The following is a 17150-nucleotide window of genomic DNA, read 5'->3' as shown; positions in this document are numbered from 1 at the left end:
GGTAAACATAGGGTGGGAAACATTGCTAAGCCGGTGGTTCACATGAACCTGTTGACTTCATCCTTGTTTTTCTATATGATAAAGATCGTTTTTAAGAGCCTAGCAATATGACCCAAGGTTAATTTTCTGCTAATTTCATAGCGGTTAACTTCTTATCAAGAGAGGCGGAGGGACAAGGCCCGATGAAGCCCGGCAACCGTTCCTGGTTGGATGGAGGATGCAAGCATGCTGCTTGTCCTCTGTCCAAGGAAGACTGGTGCCAATTCCTTCAGAATGCAGCCCGGCATGGAGGCGCGCTTATGGCGTGTGCCCCTGCCGGAGCAGGCCACCCAGGACTGCGGTACGCATCGCGCGAGCCGGCGGATGGGACAAGGCAGCTGGATTCTGATAGATGAGAGGGCACAGTGTGACATGATAAACCTGTACCTCGCAGCAATCCCACGCGGTTGCTTACGAATGTACGGGTTTTTTTAGTGCGTATTTCCGGAGGTGGAGTCCCCATGATTCAACTGCAAGGCGTATCCAAACAATATACAAGCGGGCGCGGAACGGTAACGGCGCTGCAGAAGATCGATCTGACCGTCAACAAAGGCGAGATCTTCGGCATCATCGGACACTCCGGTGCGGGCAAGAGTACCTTGATCCGCACGATCAACCTGCTTGAGAAACCGACCGGCGGCACGGTCATCATCGACGGCGTCGAGATGACGAAGCTGAGCAGCCGCCGCCTGCAGGAAGAACGCCGGTCCATTGGCATGATCTTCCAGCACTTTCATCTGCTGTCGTCGAGCACCGTGGCGGACAATATCGCCTTCCCGCTGCGTCTGTCCAAACGGCCTGAAGCCGAGATCAAGCAGCGCGTGCAGGAGCTCGTCGGACTTGTGGGCCTGAGCGGCCACGAGCACAAGTATCCGTCGCAGCTCTCCGGAGGCCAGAAGCAGCGTGTCGGCATCGCCCGCGCCCTGGCGACGAACCCGAAGGTGCTGCTCTGCGACGAAGCTACATCCGCGCTTGACCCGCAGACGACGAACTCGATTCTCTCGCTGCTGCTCGACATCAACCGGAAGCTGCAGATCACGATCGTGCTGATCACACACGAAATGCACGTGATCCGGACGATCTGCGACCGGGTCGCGGTCATCGATGGGGGCCACATCGTGGAGATGGGTCCCGTTACCGATGTGTTCCTGAAGCCGCAGCATCCGACCACACGTGATTTCGTAGCCCAGCTTGCGGAGGATCCCGAGACGACGCTCGCCGAGACCGGCGCTGAAGCCAGCGGCCGGATCCGCATCCGTGTGACCTTCCTCGGCGAGCAGACGTACGAGCCGGTGCTCTTCGAAACGATGCGTGAGACCAACGTGCCCTTCGTCATTCTGCAGGGCACCGTATCCCGCCTGAAAGATACGCCTTACGGCCAGCTCCTGCTCGAGCTGCGTGTGAACACAGCCGAGGCGGAAGCGGCGATCGCCGCTCTCCGCAGACGCGGACTTGATGTGGAGGTGATTCAGCATGGCTGAGTTCTTGAAAGACATCGTCTGGGAGGATATCTCCCTTGCCACCTATGATACCTTGACGATGCTGGGGCTGTCGACGCTCTTCACCGTAGTGATCGGCCTCCCGCTCGGCATCCTGCTCTTCCTGACCTCCCGGGGCCAGCTGCTGCAGCAGAACGCGCTCTATGCCCTGCTGTCCTTCGTGGTCAACGTGCTGCGGTCCGTGCCGTTCATCATCCTGATGATTCTCGTCATCCCGCTGACCCGGGTGATCGTCGGCACGTCGATCGGCGTACCGGGATCGATTCCTCCGCTCGTCATCGCCTCCGCGCCGTTCTTTGCGCGTCTGGTGGAGACGGCCCTGCGGGAGGTCGACCGCGGCGTGATCGAAGCCGCCCAGTCCATGGGCGCCACCTCCGGGCAGATCGTCACCCGCGTGCTGCTGCCTGAAGCCCGTCCGGGCCTGATCGCGGCGATCACGATCACCGCCGTCACGCTCGTCTCCTACACGGCCATGTCCGGCGTAGTCGGCGGCGGCGGTCTCGGAGACCTCGCCATCCGTTACGGCTACCAGCGCTTCAACACGCCGGTCATGGTAGTCACCGTCGTCATTTTGCTCGTGTTGGTTCAAATCCTACAGTCGCTCGGCGACCGGCTCGTCCGGAGATTTCAGCGCAAGTAAGGATTTTTGATATAGATCCAAGGACTTTATACCACACTACATTCTGGAGGGATTCTACTATGAAAAAACCGTTAACACTCGCACTGTCCCTGGTTATGGCCTTCTCGCTCGCGGCATGCGGCACCAAGCCGGCAGAACAGGCGGCACCGGCTCCATCGAACGGCGCAGCACCTGCCAAGGAAGTGACGCTGAAGGTCGGCGCTACCGCTGTTCCTCACGCCGAGATCCTGAACAGCGTCAAAGACAAGCTCAAGGCTGAAGGCGTGAACCTCGAAGTGAAGGAGTTCACGGACTATGTGCAGCCGAACGTACAGGTATTCGAGAAGCAGCTCGACGCGAACTTCTTCCAGCACACGCCGTACCTGGACGACCAGAACAAAGCCAAGGGCATGAACCTGGTGAAAGTTACCGGCGTCCACATCGAGCCGTTCGGTGCGTACTCCCAGAAAATCAAGAAAGCCGACGAGCTGCAGGACGGCGCTACCGTAGCCATCCCGAACGACCCTTCGAACTCCGGCCGCGCCCTGGCGCTGCTAGAGAAGAACGGCCTGATCAAGCTCAAGGACGGCGCAGGCATCTCCGGTACCGTGAAGGACATCGTTGAGAACAAGAAAAACCTCAAGATCAAGGAACTCGAAGCCGCCATGCTGCCTCGCGTTCTGCCTGAAGTCGACCTGGCCCTGATCAACACGAACTACGCTCTCGAAGCGAAGCTCAACCCGACGAAGGACGCCCTGTTCATTGAGGACAGCAACTCTCCTTACGTGAACAACCTCGTATCCCGTCCGGACAACAAGGACTCCGAAGCGATGCAGAAGCTCGCCAAGGCCCTGAACTCCCCGGAAGTCCGCAAGTTCATCGAAGACAAGTACCAAGGCGCTGTTGTTCCAGCGTTCAAGTAAGCAGGATACAGGATAAACGGCCGCCGTCCTTTTAAGGGCGATGCGCGTTTATAAGAAATATAAGAATGCAGAATCGAGTCCTGGCGAGATGTAAATTCTTATATTGTAAAAAGGCTGCAGCCAAGCTCACCGGAGCAGGCGTGCAGCCTTTTTTAGCGTGCGTGGGGACAGCGGCCGAGGCGCTGGGAGGGCAGGTCTGCTCTGCCCATGGCGGGTCAGTGAAGCAGTGGGAGTTGGGGGTGGGGCTTTGCATATGGGAGGCCTCCTCATGCTTGGCCGCGATGCATTTGGCCGCAGCAAGACCCATGCAGCCGGGGGTAGACAGAATTGCTGCTGCGACAGATCCATCAGAGCCGGGGCCCGGTCAGGGCGCTTGGGCACACAGCTGCCTTCCCACATGCTTGGCCGCGATGCGTTTGGCCGGAGCAAGACCCATGCAGGCAGCGATAGACAGAATTGCTGCTGCGACAGATCCATCAGAGCCGGGGCCCGGTCAGGGCGCTTGGGCACACAGCTGCCTTCCCACATGCTTGGCCACGATGCGTTTGGCCGAAGCAAGACCCATGCAGGCAGCGATAGACAGAATTGCTGCTGCGACAGATCCATCAGAGCCGGGGCCCGGTCAGGGCGCTTGGGCACACAGCTGCCTTCCTTATGCTTCTTACGATCCTCGCAAAACCGAGTCTGCCCTTGCTGTTACCTTCCTCCGGCAGCCTCCCGCATGCGCCTCTCCCCTTGTCAGACTACGGGCACGTCGGTCCGGGCAGCGGCGGATTCCTCCCACCAGCCAAAACACCCTTTACCGCCAAAATAGCGGAACTATAGTTCGCTATGTCTTCCCTATGGACTGCTGATTTAAAAATAGCGGAACTACGATTCTCTATCTGGACTCTCCGCAAGCAAAAGCCCTGCCTTGGGAGGCTATAAGATACCAGAGTTCCGCTATTTCATGGGAAATGACGGGAAATAATCAAATAAGGAATCGTAGTTCCGTTATTGTGATGAGTAAGGGGGAACTTGCGTACAGTCCGGTTTTTTAAGCGGATTAAGGTGACTGCCTGTAGGGCTGCCGAGGGCCTGCTCGGCTGAGGGTATCTACCCCAGATGCCTTAAAAGAGCCGGGCTGGACGCTGATCTCTCCGGCAGCCTCGATCACCGGCTGCCATTCATTCCGGCCGGGCTGGCCGTCGAACCCTCCGGCAGCCTCGATCACCGGCTGCCATTCGTACCGGCCCGGGCTGGCCGTTAAACCCAAGGCAGCATCTATCACCAGCTGCCTACCATTCGTACCGGCCGGGCTGGCCATTAAACCCTCCGCCGGCCTCGATCACCAGACTGCGCGGCGTCATGCTGGAACGGTCGAAGGGCCGGCCGTCCCCGTCCCGGAACTCGGCGAACGGCAGCGCGGATGTCCCTCTCGGCACGGTATCCGCCTTGTAGACATACCGGCCGTTCAGCGATACGGTCACATCGGTCCACACGAAGTCGTTGCCATTCTCAAGCAGGATATGTTCCCTGGCAAACGACAGTGCGGCCAGCAGACCGGGCGAGTCGGCGGGACGATCCGCTGCGCCGCAGCCTGCGGTCAGTCCAAGACAGAGAAGCAGCGCCCACAGCAGATGCCGGAAGGGCCGGCCGGCGAATTCAGGGCGTCTGCGTCCGCTGAGAGATGAGCTGCTGAAAGCAGAGCAGCCGGACCATCGGTACGGATGCTGCCGAAAACCGCGCGGAGCAAGGGCCCTACGCCAGGAATACCGGGTGCAGTTCGATGGAGCGTTCCTCTTCATGGCGCTCCCCCTCCCCCCGCAGCGGGCCGTTCCCGGACCGTCAGGCTGAGGTCGAACCACAGCTCTGGCGTATCCGGATGGCTGCCGTGCACTTCGACGGCAAGCGTGTTGGTCCCTTGCTTCAGAAGCTCGAGGTACGCCTCCAGCGGGAACGACTCGTAGATTACGCCCGAATGGGGAACCCCGAGCGTCCGGTCGTCGACCAGTCCGTCGCGGATCGAATCGCGGGCGACCTCCACGCCGTTCAGATAGACGATGATGCCGTCCTCATAAGCGGCCTGGAGCGTCCACTCCTGGCCTTCCTTCGGCGGCTCGTCCAGCTGGAACGCATGGCGGAAGTAATACGCCGGCGAAGGGCCTGCCGGCAGCGCCGTGGCGATGCCCCGCTGCCTGGAGGCGTCGCGGGTACGCCCAAGCGGCGCCTGCCCAGCGGCCCAGCCGGCGGCGTCAAAGCCCGCGCCGCGCCAGTCGGCGGCCGGCAGCGGCGTCCGCCCGGCGGACGGATGCTCGCCCGAGAGGTCGAGCCCATCGGGCACGACCGCGGGCAGATCGCGTCCGCCGGGGCGGTAGCGCCACAGCGCGCCGGGGGGCACGGCCGCCCGCTCGAGCGGCGCAGGGCCGCTGAGCGCCGAGGCGTCGAGCGCCAGCGCCGCGCCCGGGCTGCCGCCGCCGGCCGGCAGGGCGGCCCGCAGCCGCGGGCCCCGCCCCTCGAGAAGCAGGAAGCCGGGGGCTTCCTGCTTCCCGCCCGGGGGCGGGGTCCACGCGGCCCAGCCGGGCCGGGCGTCCGCGGCGCGGTAGCCCTCCGGCGGCGGGGCCTGCACCGCGGCGGGGGGCGCCCAGAGCCGGCCGCCCGCGAGCACGAGCTCGACGCCGGCGGCGGTGAAGCCCTGCCAGGCCTCCGGCGCGGCGGGCTCGTCCGCCAGCAGCACGATGCGGGCGGCTGCGGGTTCTCGGCGGCGGTGCGCTGCAGCCAGCCGAGCTGCACCTGAGGTTCCTGCGCCAGCTTGGCGGCGTTCAGGAACCAGAAGCGGGCTTCGCCGTAATCGACGAAATAGGCCGTGCGGCCATAGCCGGGAAGCTGCTCCTCCGGGATGTGCGGGAAGCGGGCTTCCGGCTGCTGCCCGGCTGCCCCCGCCCGTCCCATACGGGAAAGAAAGTCCGCGGCGCGGCTCCACTGCCGGCCAGCCCCGCCGGACCCGCGAAGAAAAGCACGCCCGGTGCCTGCGCCAGCAGCCGATCCAGCTCTCCCGGGGCAGCCGCTGCCGGATCCGCAAGGCTGTATACCGCCTGCCAGGACCGCTCCTCATCCGATGCGGCCGCCAACTCCGATCTGCCGGTCACCGGCGGGCGGGACCACAGGAGCGCTCCGGCCAGTCCTCCGAAGAGCAGCAGGAAGAGCAGCGTAACCGGCAGGAATCGCCGGGCACCTCTTCCCGGGCGGCTCGTGCCGCCGCCCTTTCCCTCCCGTACGGACGCAAGACCAGAACGGCGTTGGGGGGAATGCTCCGCTTGCTGCTTGGACATCGCGGTTGCTTCAGCTCCGGTAGTCCCAACAGCGTCAGTGACGAAAGGCCTGCCGGCCCCGGGGGGGCTTTCAGCTTCCGGCACCTTCACCGGGCTGGTCGCAGTCCGCGTCCTACGCACTCCATTCTCCGCCCTCTCATCCGCCACGTTCACCCCTCCCCTCTTCATCAAGCCGCCTGAGATCCAACCGTTCCAACGGCTCCATCCTGGTATCCGAAATCCCGCTAAGCCGGCCAGCCGTAGATGGCATGATATACCGGCGGCCACAGAAGCAGGAGCAGCAGCACAAAGACGGCGGCAAAGCCGTATGCCCACGGCTTAAGCGGCGGATCGTACCGGCGCAGCAGCAGGAACAGCACGGGCCAGGAGCCGAGCCAGACCGTAAGCGCTGCCGCTTCCTTGCCTGCATAAGGACCGATGCGCAGTCCGCCCGGCACCCAGGAGGCCAGCTTCAGCAGCCGCGGATTGGCTGAGGCCGGGTCGCCTGAGCTCCACCAGTGCGCTGCGGTCAGCACAGCCATCCCGAGCAGAACCGCCAGCATGGCCGCTACAGCTTCCCCGTTCTTCGCTGCGGAAGCACTGTGCCTCACGCCGATTCCCGGACTGCTCTCCGCATTCATTTCAGCCCCATGTTCCCGCCGGCCCGCTTCCGAAGCTCCGCCTGCCGCTGCAGCATGGCTCTCCTCTCGGCGGCTAGCTGGGTCCATGCCAGCATCAGATTCGGAGACTCCTTCAGCCTGAGCCGCTCCGGCTACCGTCACAGCACCGCTCTCCTCTCTGCCGCCGACAATTCGACCTCTCTCGGCTTCCATTCCGGCCGCATTTCCCCGACGGCCCGCTCCCGATCCCCCGCCTGCCGCGGCTTCCCCGATCTTCGCCTTACCACCGTTCTCCGCCCTGCCTCTCCTCATATCCATACCAGCGCTATCTCCCCGACGGCCCGCTGCCGCTGCTCGTTCCGCCTGGGCTTCTCCGCCCTGGAGCGCGGAGCCTCTCTCGCTCCTGCCTGCCGCTCCCCGGGCCGTCTCCGCTTTCGTACCGGACACCTCACGTCGTGCTTTCCTCACCAGCGGCCGCCTCCCCTCTTACCAACCAGCCAATTCTGCTGCCTATGTATTCACCAAGCCCGTCCACATGCAGCCTGCTCTGCATATCCTAGGATAAGGATCCTTACGCCGCCTTCCACTTTACCAGGATCAGCCCGAAGGCAAAGCCTACCAGCATGCACAGCCACAGCATCGTCAGCAGGATTCCAAGCACCAGACGCACCCCTTCGGAAGGCGATCGGCCTCCGCCTAAGCGCTGCAGGATGACCTGGGCCGCGACCCCGCAGGGCAGCGTCATCAGCGACACGAATTCCTTGTATTCCATCACAACCCAATGCCCTGCCGGGAGGTGGAGCTTGAACCATTCCGAAGCCCCCTCCGGCGCCTGGTATCCGATATAGAGCCAATTGGCCGTGACAAGGGTCAGCAGTGTGAGCCCGTTCGTCATCCCGAGCCTGCGCGCCAGTCTGCTCCTGCCGGCTCCCCGCCCCCTCGCATAATCGTAGAACGCATGCCATGTATACGTTGCCACAAGCACGGTCAGCGAAGCCGCCAGCCCATGGAGCATCCCTGCCGTCCGGTGCATGCCCGGCCCAAGCAGGGTCGCCGCGGGCACGAGGAGGAACAGCACCACCGCGGCTGCCCCCTGCGCCATGGCGAGATCCCGAAACGGCGGCTGCATTTTCATATCCTCCTGCTCTCCTTCCAGGTATAGACTTGTCAGACGCTGCCGGCTGACCGCGCCGCGGCGCGAATGGACCTACCGCTCGACAGCAAAAGAATCGATCCGATTCTGCTGCAGGTCATAGGCCTCGAACTGTGCCCGGCTCCCGTCCACATCCACCACCATGTAATGGTAGCTGGCTTTGGGACCGACGACGACGCCCTTGTTCTCCTTGCTGCCCGTATACAGCGGGGCTCCCGCTCCGCCGATGGTCAGCTGGTAGATCTCCTGCCGGAAGGTATACCCGCTGCCGCTGAACGAAGCATCCACCTTGCGCCGGTTATAGTTATGCTCATGCCCGACGAGCACGGCCGTCACGCGGTACCGGTCGAGCAGCGCCCACAGCTTGTCCCGTGAGGCGGGAGCCGCATCCAGCGAGCTGCCGAGATGGGCGCCGACCGGGTAAGCCGGCACATGAAACTGCACGAACCGGTGCTTGTCCGCCGCCCCCTTGAGCTGCTCCTCGAGCCAGGCGAGCTGTGCATCGTCGATGACATAGTCGTCGTCCTCATTCGTCCGGTTGGAATTCAGCGTAATGAACCGCGCATTGCCGTGGTCGAACGAATACACAGTCCGTCCATAGCCTTCCGCCCCATTCTGCGGAAGGTAAGGAAACGCCTTACTGAAGACCTTCTCGTCGTCCTCGTGATTGCCGAGCGCGGGATAGATCGACGTCACCGGGAAATAATCGTCCGCAATGTTCTTCCAATTCGCCAGCTGCTTCGCCACCGTATACCCTCCCGTGACCTGGTCCCCGGTGAAGAGGAGGAAATCCGGCGCGGGCTTCAGCCCTTTCACCTTCTCGAGCAGAGCCCGCAGCGTAGCTTCATTCGTGCCGTTTGATGAGCCCCGGCTGTCGCCCATCACGACGAAACGGAACTTGCCTGCGGCAATGGGCACCGTGCCGATCGTCGCTTCCACCGGAGCTTCAACCGGTGTGCTTGGCGGAGCTGCCGGAGGTCCGCCCGCTCCGTTCGTGCCGCCGGTCCTTCCCGGACCGCACCCGGCCAGGAGCACCGCCGCCGCAAGCAGCAGCGCAGTGCTCCGCCGCAGGGCCCCGCTTCCCGGCGGCACCCACCTGCTTGTCCGTCTGCCCATCATCCAACCCCTCGCTTCCCGATCCCAAAAAGTGGTCCTATTATATGTCATTTTTTACCCCAAAGTCCAGCGCAGGCATTCACCCAAATTTCACAAGTTTCGACGAAATTGTAAGGATCCTGTCACAATTGTGGGTAAGTAGTTAGTAAGCAACCCCACCAAAATCCTTAGCCAGTAAGAACCCTATGGATAGGAATAGGAGAAGCACCCAAAGAGAGAGAACAAATCCTCATGAGAGGCGGAGATGGTTATGAACCTCATACTGAAAAAAGCAGCATCGATGCTTCTGGCCGGCGCCTGTTTGTTCACGCTGCATGCTCCGGGAGCATCGGCCGCCGAACAGCCCCAGCCCGAATGGACACAGTACTCCCTGATCGCCCACGCCATGGGCGGGATTGACGGAGTCGACTATACGAACAGCCTGGAAGCCTTCAAGGAAAACTATGCGAAGGGGCAGCGCGTCTTCGAAGCGGACTTCTCCCTGACGGAAGACGGTCAGCTTGCGGCACGGCACGACTGGCTTCCTTATCTGGCGGCCAAGTTCCAGCAGGATATCCCCGAGGAGAAGCTGGACGCCCCGCTGACGATGGCCGAGTTCAAGAGCTATCCGATCCTGCGCAAATACACGCCGCTGTCCATGGAAGACGTCGCCTACCTGCTGAAGCTCTATCCGGACGTGTACCTCGTTACGGATACGAAGGAAACCGATCCGAAGATCGTGCAGCAGCAGTTCACGCTGATCCGCGACGCGGTGAACAAGGTGGATCCGAAGATCGTCGACCGGATCGTACCCGAACTGTATTCTCCTTCGATGATCGCCCAGGTAAGAAGCATCATCCCGTTCCCGAACTACATCTACTCGCTCTATCTATCGGAGCTTGAGCCGGAGGAGATTACCGAGTATGTCAAAACCCATGGCATCCGCGTAGTGGCCATGCCTACCGAACGCGCCACGCCGGAGTTCATTGCCGCTCTCAAGGAAGCTGGGGCCGTTGCCTATGTCCACTCCCTGAACGAGCCGAATGAAGTCAAGGACTACCTGGACATGGGAGTGAACGGAGTGTATACGGACTTTCTGACCTACAGCGACATCGGCTTGGCGCCGGCCCCGACGGCCTCCTCCGAGCCGGGTGAAGTAAGGCAGGCCAGCTATACCGCCACAGCCGCTGCAACGGCATCTGCCGCTCAGGAGCCGCTCGAGGAAGAAGAAGCGGTGAACGGCAATGTGCTGGACACGTTCATCGAGATGATCAGCGAGATCTTCGTTCCGGTGGAATCGTCCGACCTTCAGCCTTAACGAAGAAATTATAATGGCATCAGCGATGCCGCGAACCCCATAGGGCGAGCGTCATAATGCTGAAAGGCTGCCTGTCCCGATCAGGGATGGGCGGCCTTTTTCGCGTCCCTTCCTACTTCTGGGGTATGATAAAAAGAGGACATCAACAATTCGATTCCCAGGAAAGTAAATTACGGTAAAGGATGAGCGACATGGTAGACGTTCAAACCGAGATCACCATCCATCGTCCGCTGGCCGAAGTGGAAGCCTACACCGCCGATCCGGACAAAGCTCCCGAATGGTACGTCAATATTCATTCCGCCGAGTGGAGGACTCCGAGATCGGTCGCGGCGGGGGCGCAGATTGCCTTCAAGGCCCGATTCCTCGGGCGCGAGCTGTCCTATGTGTATGAGATCGTGGAATACATCCCGGGGCAAAAGCTCATGATGCGTACGGCAGCCGGCCCGTTTCCCATGGAGACCACTTACGAGTGGGAAGCCCTCAGCGGCGGTGCGACGCGGATGAAGCTCCGCAACCGGGGCACCCCCGCCGGATTCTCCAAGCTTCTGGCCCCGCTGATGCGCCCTGCGATGGAGAAGGCCAACCGGAAAGACCTTGACAGGGTCAAAGGGATACTAGAAGGAACGCTGTCCCCTGCCGCGAAGTAACTTTTGTAGAGTCAGAAAAAAAGGCCGGTCCAAAGGGATCGGCCTGCTCTCTGCGGGTACGTTCTTGTCCTAAATTTGATATCTAGTCTCGCAGCTGCTGTTTTCACACTGCTGCGGCTTCGCTCTGCTCGTTTCTTCTCCCGGCTATTTCACCTCGAACGTCCAGACGTCCGACCGGCTGACGCCGCCGAACTCGTCCTTCGCCGCCGCATACCACGCGTACACGGAGCCAGGCGCAAGTCCCGGATACGGCACCTCGGCACGGCTGCCGCTCGGCACCCGGTCCGCTTCGCCGATGAGCTCGTCCGTGCGGGCGTAGACGCCGATATAATCGGTCGCCACCCGCTTGTCGATCGGCTTCAGCTTCAGCGGCAGCTCCAGCTCGTCAAGCTCCGGCTTGAAGAAATTCCACTTGTTCAGGTAGGGCGAGAACGTATTGACGAGCAGCCGTTCCCGCTCCAGGTCGAACTGGAGGAAACGCATGAAGCCCTGGCCGCCCTCGGGCCCGTTCTGGTAATCGCTCAGCATCTCGAGCACCGTGCGGCTGCCCACCTTTTTCACATTATGGGCCGCTCCCGGGTTGTGTCCCCCGAGCACCATCACCACGTTGGAGTTCGGCAGCACGAGCTTGTCCCAGATCGTCTGGCCCTGGCCGAAATAATGCTTGTTCGGCTTCAGGTACTCATGCACGGCAATGATCGCGTTGCGGTCCGCATACTTCTTCAGCACGCCGTTCGCCCAGTCGAAGCTCTTCTGGTCGATCAGCCAGCCCAGGTACACGATGACGAAGTCATGCCCCTTCACGCTGATCAGATCATAGTGGTCCCGGTTGTTATCGAGGTCCGCCCCGAAGGTCGGCTGATGCCGGAAGCGGTCCACGCCGAAGTACTTCCAATACTCGTCGTACTCCCCGCCGTAGGACACGTCATGATTCCCAGCCAGTACCCCGTAAGGGATGTTGGCCTCATCGAGAATTCTCATGGACGCGGAAGCGTTCTCCCACTCCTTCCTGCTGTTCCAGTTGTTGACGATATCGCCGGTGTGGATCAGGTAGCTGAACTTTCTCTTCGCCCAGTTGTCCACCGTCCAGCGGGTCATGATGTCGTAGATCTTCGGATACGTCTCCGAATAGTACTGGGTATCGCTCATCCACACGAAGGCAAAATCATATTCGCCCGGTGTCGGAATCCGGTCCTGCACGAGCGCCTCCACTCGGCCCTCCCTCACCATCTCGGCCGGTACGATCCGTCCGCGGAGCGTGAAGTCCTCGGTGCCCTGCCCCGAGTCCGCCTCCTCCCAGAGCGATTTGGCATAGTTCCACAGGTAGAGCGTCACGCGCCGGTCCGGCAGCGAATGCCCCTTCCATACGATTTCGGTATCTACAGGCAGCCGATCTCCCACCTCGAAGGAAAACCGGTGATAAGGGAACCGCTCCTTATGGTCCGTCACCAGATACGCCCCGTCCTGCACGGACACCAGAGCGCGCTGCGCTTGCGTCATTTGCGTCTCGCCCGCCGGCTCCCTCTCCACCGGAGGCTCCCGGTCCGCCGAATGCAGAGAAGCGGTGTGGCGGCTGCCCGGCTGGCCGAGATCGTACCGCCGCGCTTTGTAGAAGTCCACGTGCAGCGGGTCCTTCGCCGCGTCTCCCGCCTGCACGCTCAGGCGGGCCGTCCCTCCCGTCACCGCCGCCTTGTCCGCCGGCGACGGGGCCGAAGGCGGATAAGGCATCTCGTCCTGCACCAGGAAGGAGACGGCCGTCTCCTTCTCATTGCCCGCCTTGTCGGATGCCGTGACGACCAGCCGATGCTCCCCGACAGGCAGCGCCGCCGTCTCCAGCACCGCAGGCACCTCGATCACCTGGCCGTCCAGCTTCGCCACCAGCGAAGGCTTCTCCTCCGTGCCTTCATCGGCCGCCTGCACGGTGACGCTGACCTTATTCTTATAGACGCGTCCTTCGACCGGTGACAGAACCTGCACGCTCGGCGGGGTGTTGTCCACCCGGACGTTCACCGTGCGGCGCGGCCCGAGGCCGAAATTCCTTGCGGCCCGCAGCCCGACCTCGTGGAGTCCCTCCGCGGCCTCCTTGGTGTTCCACACGTGATAGACCGTGCGGTATTTCTCTTCCTTAATGGTAAAATGCAGGGTCTTCTCCAGCGGCTCCTCCTCGGGCTTCTTCGGCGCGGGGACGCCTACGGTGTATACCGCCGAGGTCCGGTAGTCCGGGTCTTCCAGCAGCGTGCCGTCCGCCAGCGTGAAGGTCAGTCCCCGGAACTTCCATGCGCTGCGTTCGCCGCCGGTGTCCTCCGGCGCTCCTTTGCCCCCCGAGCGGAGCGTGATTTCGTTCACGCCCGTGCGTAAGGCTGCTCCCGGGATACGAACCTCCATCGGAGTGAACGCTTCGGTTGTGTCCTCCAGTGTATGTATCAGGCGCCCGTTCACCCAGATGCTGCTCCGGTAGCCTTCCGCCCCCCGCAGGCCCTGTGCCTCGAAGAACAGTACCGCGTCCTGCTCCATCACCGGCCGTACGGGGGCCTCCCGACCGTCGATGGTCAGACGTGGAAGGGTCTTCGCGTCCGGAGCCGTGGCCAGAATGGTTTTGGACCCCTGCACCGTCTCCCCCTCATCCAGTGACAAGACATACCCGTCTGCGTCGTCAGTCTGAAGGGACCACGCCCCGCTCTGCAGCCGCTGCCAGACCAGTCCGGCGAGCAGCACCAGGCCCAGCGCCAGAATGGCCATCCACAGCCGCCGTTTACCTCCCGCTCCCGGATCGGGTCCGGGCCCGGATTTTGGATCGATCTCCGCCATGAATACGCCTCCTTCCGGTATCAGCTGTCAGCATGTCTACTCCTTATAATACCACGGCCGCTAGCCTCCCTAACGCCGCTAGCCGGAAACCCCGCTGCAGGAGCCAAGTTAGCCCCGGACCGCACAACAGAAACAGCCCCGGCGGTGTGCCGGGGCTTGGGGGGCTCCCAGAAGCGGAGCTTCTTCACTGCAGCTGATCCATGGTGTATCTGGCCGATGTGTCTGGCAAGCTTAAAGCCTGTATGTATAGAGCTTACGTCTATGGATTGGGGCACTCCGTCCCGTGCCGATAGCCTGTCCCTTCCCGCTTCCTCAGGTGAAGGTCATAAACAGGAAAGCGGAGAACCAAAACGAGTGCAGCACGAGCACCCCTGCATAGACCATGGCCGGCACGATCAGCAGCCGCTGGATGTAAGCACGCCTCACTCTCTTCATCAGGAGGAAGAGCAGCAGCGGCAGACCGATCTTGACGACATAAAACAGAACATACGCATTCTCATATAAAAAACGCATCAGCGGATTGGCCTCTTCAATCATGTTGGCCTGAAGCCCAAAATCGGTCATGATGGCATCGGCCGCGCCGGCCGCTACGAGGAAAATCATCAGCCATCGGGTCATCACCGGCTCTCACTCCTTTTGCAAAAAGCGCTTAGTAGTGATACGAATCGTATCCTTATACGAATTGTATCACATCTTCCGCAAAGAAGCACCCCTAAATGCATGGGGTGCAGCCGATCCGGACACTGGAATATCGTTGTCCGGGGTTACTTGCGCCGCGCCGACGGAGGGCAGCGCTTCACCTTTTTGAACACCCGGTCGAAGTAATTGACACTCCCGAAGCCAACCCGTTCCGCAATCTCCGTCACCGGCAGGTCGGTTGAGCGCAGCAGCTCCTCCGCCTTGTTCACCCGGCGTTCGTTCACGAAGGAGACGAAGGTCTGCCCGGTCGCCCGCTTGAACAGCTTGCAGAAGTGGTAGGGGCTCAGGCTTACGAGCCGGGCCGCCTCCTCGACCGTAATCCGGCAGCCGTAGTGGGCGTCGATGTAATCGAACAGGGGCATGAACCGCTTCAGCGTGCGTTCGTCGGGACGGCTCGTCCCGGTTTCGCTGAGCAGTCCGTGCCTGGCCAGCACCGTAAGCAGCAGGGCCAGCAGACTCTTCATCCCCGCTTCGTAAGCCGTCTGCTTCATTGAGCACTCCTCGATGAGGCCTTCCAGGTACCGGCGTACGGCGGGGTAGGCGTCGGCTCCCGGACTCACCTTGGGCGGGAACGACCACCTTCCCTCGCGCAGCGGAACCGTAATCTCGCGGTAGTGGGGATCGTCGATCTGCTCGAAGAGCGCCGGGTCGTAGACGAGCGCATAATATTCCAACGGCTCCGCATGCGTCAGGCTGGACCCTTCGTGCAGCTCCCCGCCGTTCACGAACAGGATGTCGCCCGGCCCCGCCTGGTGCCGCTGCTGCCCGATCCGGAAGACGGCCTCCCCGCGGGTCACATAGATCATCTCGTAATGCTCGTGCCAATGCAGGCCGAGCGTGCGGCGGCCCAGGAACACGTTCACCGGGAAGGCCGCCGGATCGATCAATACGGTTTTCTCATGAAGCTGCAGGTCGTTCATGCGCCTCTCCCTTATCGCAAAATCGTACAACAAGTGCACAAGATCAAGTAGAGATTCCCCATAGGTTTACGGTTATCATAGGAGTATCATACCCGATCGCAAGCGCTTCATAAAGCGCGCGGCGGCCTAAAGGAGGCGGGACCGTGTCCCCTTATCGCATTATTGTAGCCGGCTGCGGCGGCATGGCCAGAACCTGGGTGCGCTATGCCCTCGAACGGCAGGACGCCGAGATCGTGGCGCTCGTCGACCTCTTCGAGGAGAGCGCCCGCAGGATGGCTGAAGAATTCGGGCTCGCCTGCCCCATCTATACGGATATCACGCAGGCCCTGCAGCAGACGGACGCCAACCTGGTCTTCGACGTCACGATCCCGGCCAGCCGGGTTCAGGTGGTCTCGGCCGCTCTCGGGCACGGCTGCCATGTCATGAGCGAGAAGCCGATGGGCAGCACGATGGAGGAAGCGCGGGCCATGGCCCGGCTGGCGGAGGAGCGCGGCCTGCAGTACGCCGTGATGCAGAACCGGCGCTACCTGAAGGACATCCGCGACTTCCGCTCGCTTCTGGCGGACGGCACCATCGGGCGCCCCGGCTTCGTAAACGCCGACTTCTTCCTCGGCCCGCACTTCGGCGGCTTCCGGGATGCCATGGAGAGCCCGCTCGTGCTGGACATGGCGATCCACACGTTCGACCAGGCGCGCTTCCTGACCGGGGCGCACGCCCTATCCGTGTACTGCCACGAGTTCAACCCGCCCGGGTCGTGGTACCAGGGCAATGCAGCGGCCGTCTGCATCTTCGAGATGTCGGACGGCTCGGTCTTCTGCTACCGCGGCTCGTGGTGTGCCGAAGGGGCTCCGACCTCGTGGGAGGCCGACTGGCGCATCACCGGCGAGCGCGGAACGGCGCTGTGGGACGGCCGATCGGCGCCCTACTGCGAGGTCATCGAGCCTGCGGAGGAGCAGCCGTTCCTGAACGCCTGCCGCCGGGCCGAGCCGAGGGAGAGCTGGCAGGGGCGCGAGCACCACTTCGGCTGCCTCGACGAGATGTTCCTTGCCCTGGCGGAGGGACGCCCGGCCGAGACGGCCAGCAGCGACAACCTGCACAGCATGGCGATGGTCTTCGGTGCGCTTGAGAGCGCGGCCAAAGGCCGGAAGATCGTGCTGGGCCAATAGTCCGGCAGCTCAGCCGGAGCCGGAGTGGGAGTCGCCAGCCAGGCCGCCGGCAGGATGGATCGCGCAGACGTGCCCATGCAGCCTGGCCGGCCAAGACGCAGCTTAACCGTCCTTCTTCCTAATATGCCGCAAAAAAGGCCGGACAGCCAGCAGTTCATGCTGGGTCCGGCCTTCTTCTTATGCGTTGGAACGCGAGGTGCTCCCTTGCCGTGGCCACATAGTCCGCCAGCTGCCCCATTCTGCGTTCACCACCTATACCCGCTCATTTGCTCTTAGCATCGGCACAAGTGGAAATATTATGCATGGACGCGGGACTGCTTGTCCCGGCAGTCAGGCTCGCACCCGGCAAGGAGA

The 17150-nt window shown here is 62.2% G+C and carries 14 protein-coding genes and 1 riboswitch; of the genes, 6 read left to right on the top strand and 8 right to left on the bottom strand.

Annotated elements, in window-relative coordinates:
- Nucleotides 1-149 precede the first annotated feature (149 nt).
- Nucleotides 150-290: riboswitch (SAM riboswitch) on the top strand.
- 210 nt (nt 291-500) lie between these two features.
- Genes PM3016_RS06845 through PM3016_RS06835 form a run of 3 tightly spaced genes read left to right on the top strand, consistent with a single transcriptional unit; the run spans nt 501 to nt 3080 of the window.
- The gene (locus PM3016_RS06845; protein WP_013917164.1) at nt 501-1520 is read left to right on the top strand and encodes a methionine ABC transporter ATP-binding protein; all 1020 of its coding nucleotides are present in this window, start codon (nt 501-503) and stop codon (nt 1518-1520) included.
- Nucleotides 1513-2178: a methionine ABC transporter permease gene (locus PM3016_RS06840; protein ID WP_013917163.1), complete on the top strand. Its 666-nt coding sequence runs from the start codon at nt 1513-1515 to the stop codon at nt 2176-2178. The genes PM3016_RS06845 and PM3016_RS06840 overlap by 8 nt, the downstream gene beginning before the upstream one ends.
- A gap of 59 nt (nt 2179-2237) precedes the next feature.
- A complete protein-coding gene (locus tag PM3016_RS06835; RefSeq protein WP_013917162.1) occupies nt 2238-3080 on the top strand; it encodes a MetQ/NlpA family ABC transporter substrate-binding protein in 843 nt (280 codons plus the stop codon).
- A 1277-nt stretch (nt 3081-4357) separates the two neighbouring features.
- Here PM3016_RS06835 and PM3016_RS06825 read toward each other — a convergent pair.
- From PM3016_RS06825 to PM3016_RS06800, 5 genes are all read right to left on the bottom strand, one after another.
- Nucleotides 4358-4867, bottom strand: coding sequence for a hypothetical protein (locus PM3016_RS06825; protein WP_013917161.1), 510 nt, complete (start codon nt 4865-4867; stop codon nt 4358-4360).
- Nucleotides 4864-6174 (bottom strand): hypothetical protein, encoded by a 1311-nt coding sequence (locus PM3016_RS06820; RefSeq protein ID WP_148279663.1) that lies wholly within the window; start codon nt 6172-6174, stop codon nt 4864-4866. The genes PM3016_RS06825 and PM3016_RS06820 overlap by 4 nt, the downstream gene beginning before the upstream one ends.
- A gap of 441 nt (nt 6175-6615) precedes the next feature.
- Nucleotides 6616-7458 carry a hypothetical protein gene (locus tag PM3016_RS39405; protein ID WP_238540461.1) on the bottom strand — a complete coding sequence of 281 codons (843 nt, stop codon included), beginning with the start codon at nt 7456-7458 and terminating at the stop codon, nt 6616-6618.
- Nucleotides 7459-7561: 103 nt separating this feature from the next.
- Complete coding sequence (locus PM3016_RS06805; RefSeq protein ID WP_238540460.1) at nt 7562-8125, bottom strand: hypothetical protein; 564 nt, start codon at nt 8123-8125, stop codon at nt 7562-7564.
- Nucleotides 8126-8197: 72 nt separating this feature from the next.
- Complete coding sequence (locus PM3016_RS06800) at nt 8198-9262, bottom strand: metallophosphoesterase family protein (RefSeq protein WP_049819046.1); 1065 nt, start codon at nt 9260-9262, stop codon at nt 8198-8200.
- A gap of 247 nt (nt 9263-9509) precedes the next feature.
- Between PM3016_RS06800 and PM3016_RS06795 the strand changes: the two genes are divergently transcribed.
- Both PM3016_RS06795 and PM3016_RS06790 read left to right on the top strand, forming a co-directional pair.
- Nucleotides 9510-10556 carry a phosphatidylinositol-specific phospholipase C/glycerophosphodiester phosphodiesterase family protein gene (locus tag PM3016_RS06795; RefSeq protein WP_014368879.1) on the top strand — a complete coding sequence of 349 codons (1047 nt, stop codon included), beginning with the start codon at nt 9510-9512 and terminating at the stop codon, nt 10554-10556.
- 191 nt (nt 10557-10747) lie between these two features.
- Nucleotides 10748-11203, top strand: coding sequence for an SRPBCC family protein (locus tag PM3016_RS06790; RefSeq protein WP_014368878.1), 456 nt, complete (start codon nt 10748-10750; stop codon nt 11201-11203).
- Nucleotides 11204-11347: 144 nt separating this feature from the next.
- Here PM3016_RS06790 and PM3016_RS06785 read toward each other — a convergent pair whose 3' ends face one another.
- The 3 genes from PM3016_RS06785 to PM3016_RS06775 all read right to left on the bottom strand — a co-directional run bounded on the left by PM3016_RS06785 (nt 11348) and on the right by PM3016_RS06775 (nt 15630).
- Nucleotides 11348-14011: a metallophosphoesterase gene (locus PM3016_RS06785; RefSeq protein WP_014368877.1), complete on the bottom strand. Its 2664-nt coding sequence runs from the start codon at nt 14009-14011 to the stop codon at nt 11348-11350.
- Nucleotides 14012-14323: 312 nt separating this feature from the next.
- Complete coding sequence (locus tag PM3016_RS06780; protein WP_014368876.1) at nt 14324-14629, bottom strand: DUF5658 family protein; 306 nt, start codon at nt 14627-14629, stop codon at nt 14324-14326.
- A 146-nt stretch (nt 14630-14775) separates the two neighbouring features.
- A complete protein-coding gene (locus PM3016_RS06775; RefSeq protein WP_014368875.1) occupies nt 14776-15630 on the bottom strand; it encodes an AraC family transcriptional regulator in 855 nt (284 codons plus the stop codon).
- Nucleotides 15631-15773: 143 nt separating this feature from the next.
- Here PM3016_RS06775 and PM3016_RS06770 point away from each other — a divergent pair, with 143 nt between their 5' ends.
- A complete protein-coding gene (locus PM3016_RS06770; RefSeq protein WP_014368874.1) occupies nt 15774-16796 on the top strand; it encodes a Gfo/Idh/MocA family protein in 1023 nt (340 codons plus the stop codon).
- Nucleotides 16797-17150 lie beyond the last annotated feature (354 nt).

It is taken from the genome of Paenibacillus mucilaginosus 3016, assembly GCF_000250655.1.
GTDB classification, from domain to species: domain Bacteria; phylum Bacillota; class Bacilli; order Paenibacillales; family NBRC-103111; genus Paenibacillus_G; species Paenibacillus_G mucilaginosus.
Note: the sequence above shows the minus strand (reverse complement) of the source record. Positions and strands in the feature narration are given on the sequence as shown.

Coding starts and splice junctions, on each gene's coding strand:
- PM3016_RS06845 (WP_013917164.1), top strand. CDS start 501: ATGATTCAACTGCAAGGCGTATCCAAACAATATACAAGCGGGCGCGGA.
- PM3016_RS06840 (WP_013917163.1), top strand. CDS start 1,513: ATGGCTGAGTTCTTGAAAGACATCGTCTGGGAGGATATCTCCCTTGCC.
- PM3016_RS06835 (WP_013917162.1), top strand. CDS start 2,238: ATGAAAAAACCGTTAACACTCGCACTGTCCCTGGTTATGGCCTTCTCG.
- PM3016_RS06825 (WP_013917161.1), bottom strand. CDS start 4,867: ATGAAGAGGAACGCTCCATCGAACTGCACCCGGTATTCCTGGCGTAGG.
- PM3016_RS06820 (WP_148279663.1), bottom strand. CDS start 6,174: ATGAGGAGCGGTCCTGGCAGGCGGTATACAGCCTTGCGGATCCGGCAG.
- PM3016_RS06805 (WP_238540460.1), bottom strand. CDS start 8,125: ATGAAAATGCAGCCGCCGTTTCGGGATCTCGCCATGGCGCAGGGGGCA.
- PM3016_RS06800 (WP_049819046.1), bottom strand. CDS start 9,262: ATGATGGGCAGACGGACAAGCAGGTGGGTGCCGCCGGGAAGCGGGGCC.
- PM3016_RS06795 (WP_014368879.1), top strand. CDS start 9,510: ATGAACCTCATACTGAAAAAAGCAGCATCGATGCTTCTGGCCGGCGCC.
- PM3016_RS06790 (WP_014368878.1), top strand. CDS start 10,748: ATGGTAGACGTTCAAACCGAGATCACCATCCATCGTCCGCTGGCCGAA.
- PM3016_RS06785 (WP_014368877.1), bottom strand. CDS start 14,011: ATGGCGGAGATCGATCCAAAATCCGGGCCCGGACCCGATCCGGGAGCG.
- PM3016_RS06780 (WP_014368876.1), bottom strand. CDS start 14,629: ATGACCCGATGGCTGATGATTTTCCTCGTAGCGGCCGGCGCGGCCGAT.
- PM3016_RS06775 (WP_014368875.1), bottom strand. CDS start 15,630: ATGAACGACCTGCAGCTTCATGAGAAAACCGTATTGATCGATCCGGCG.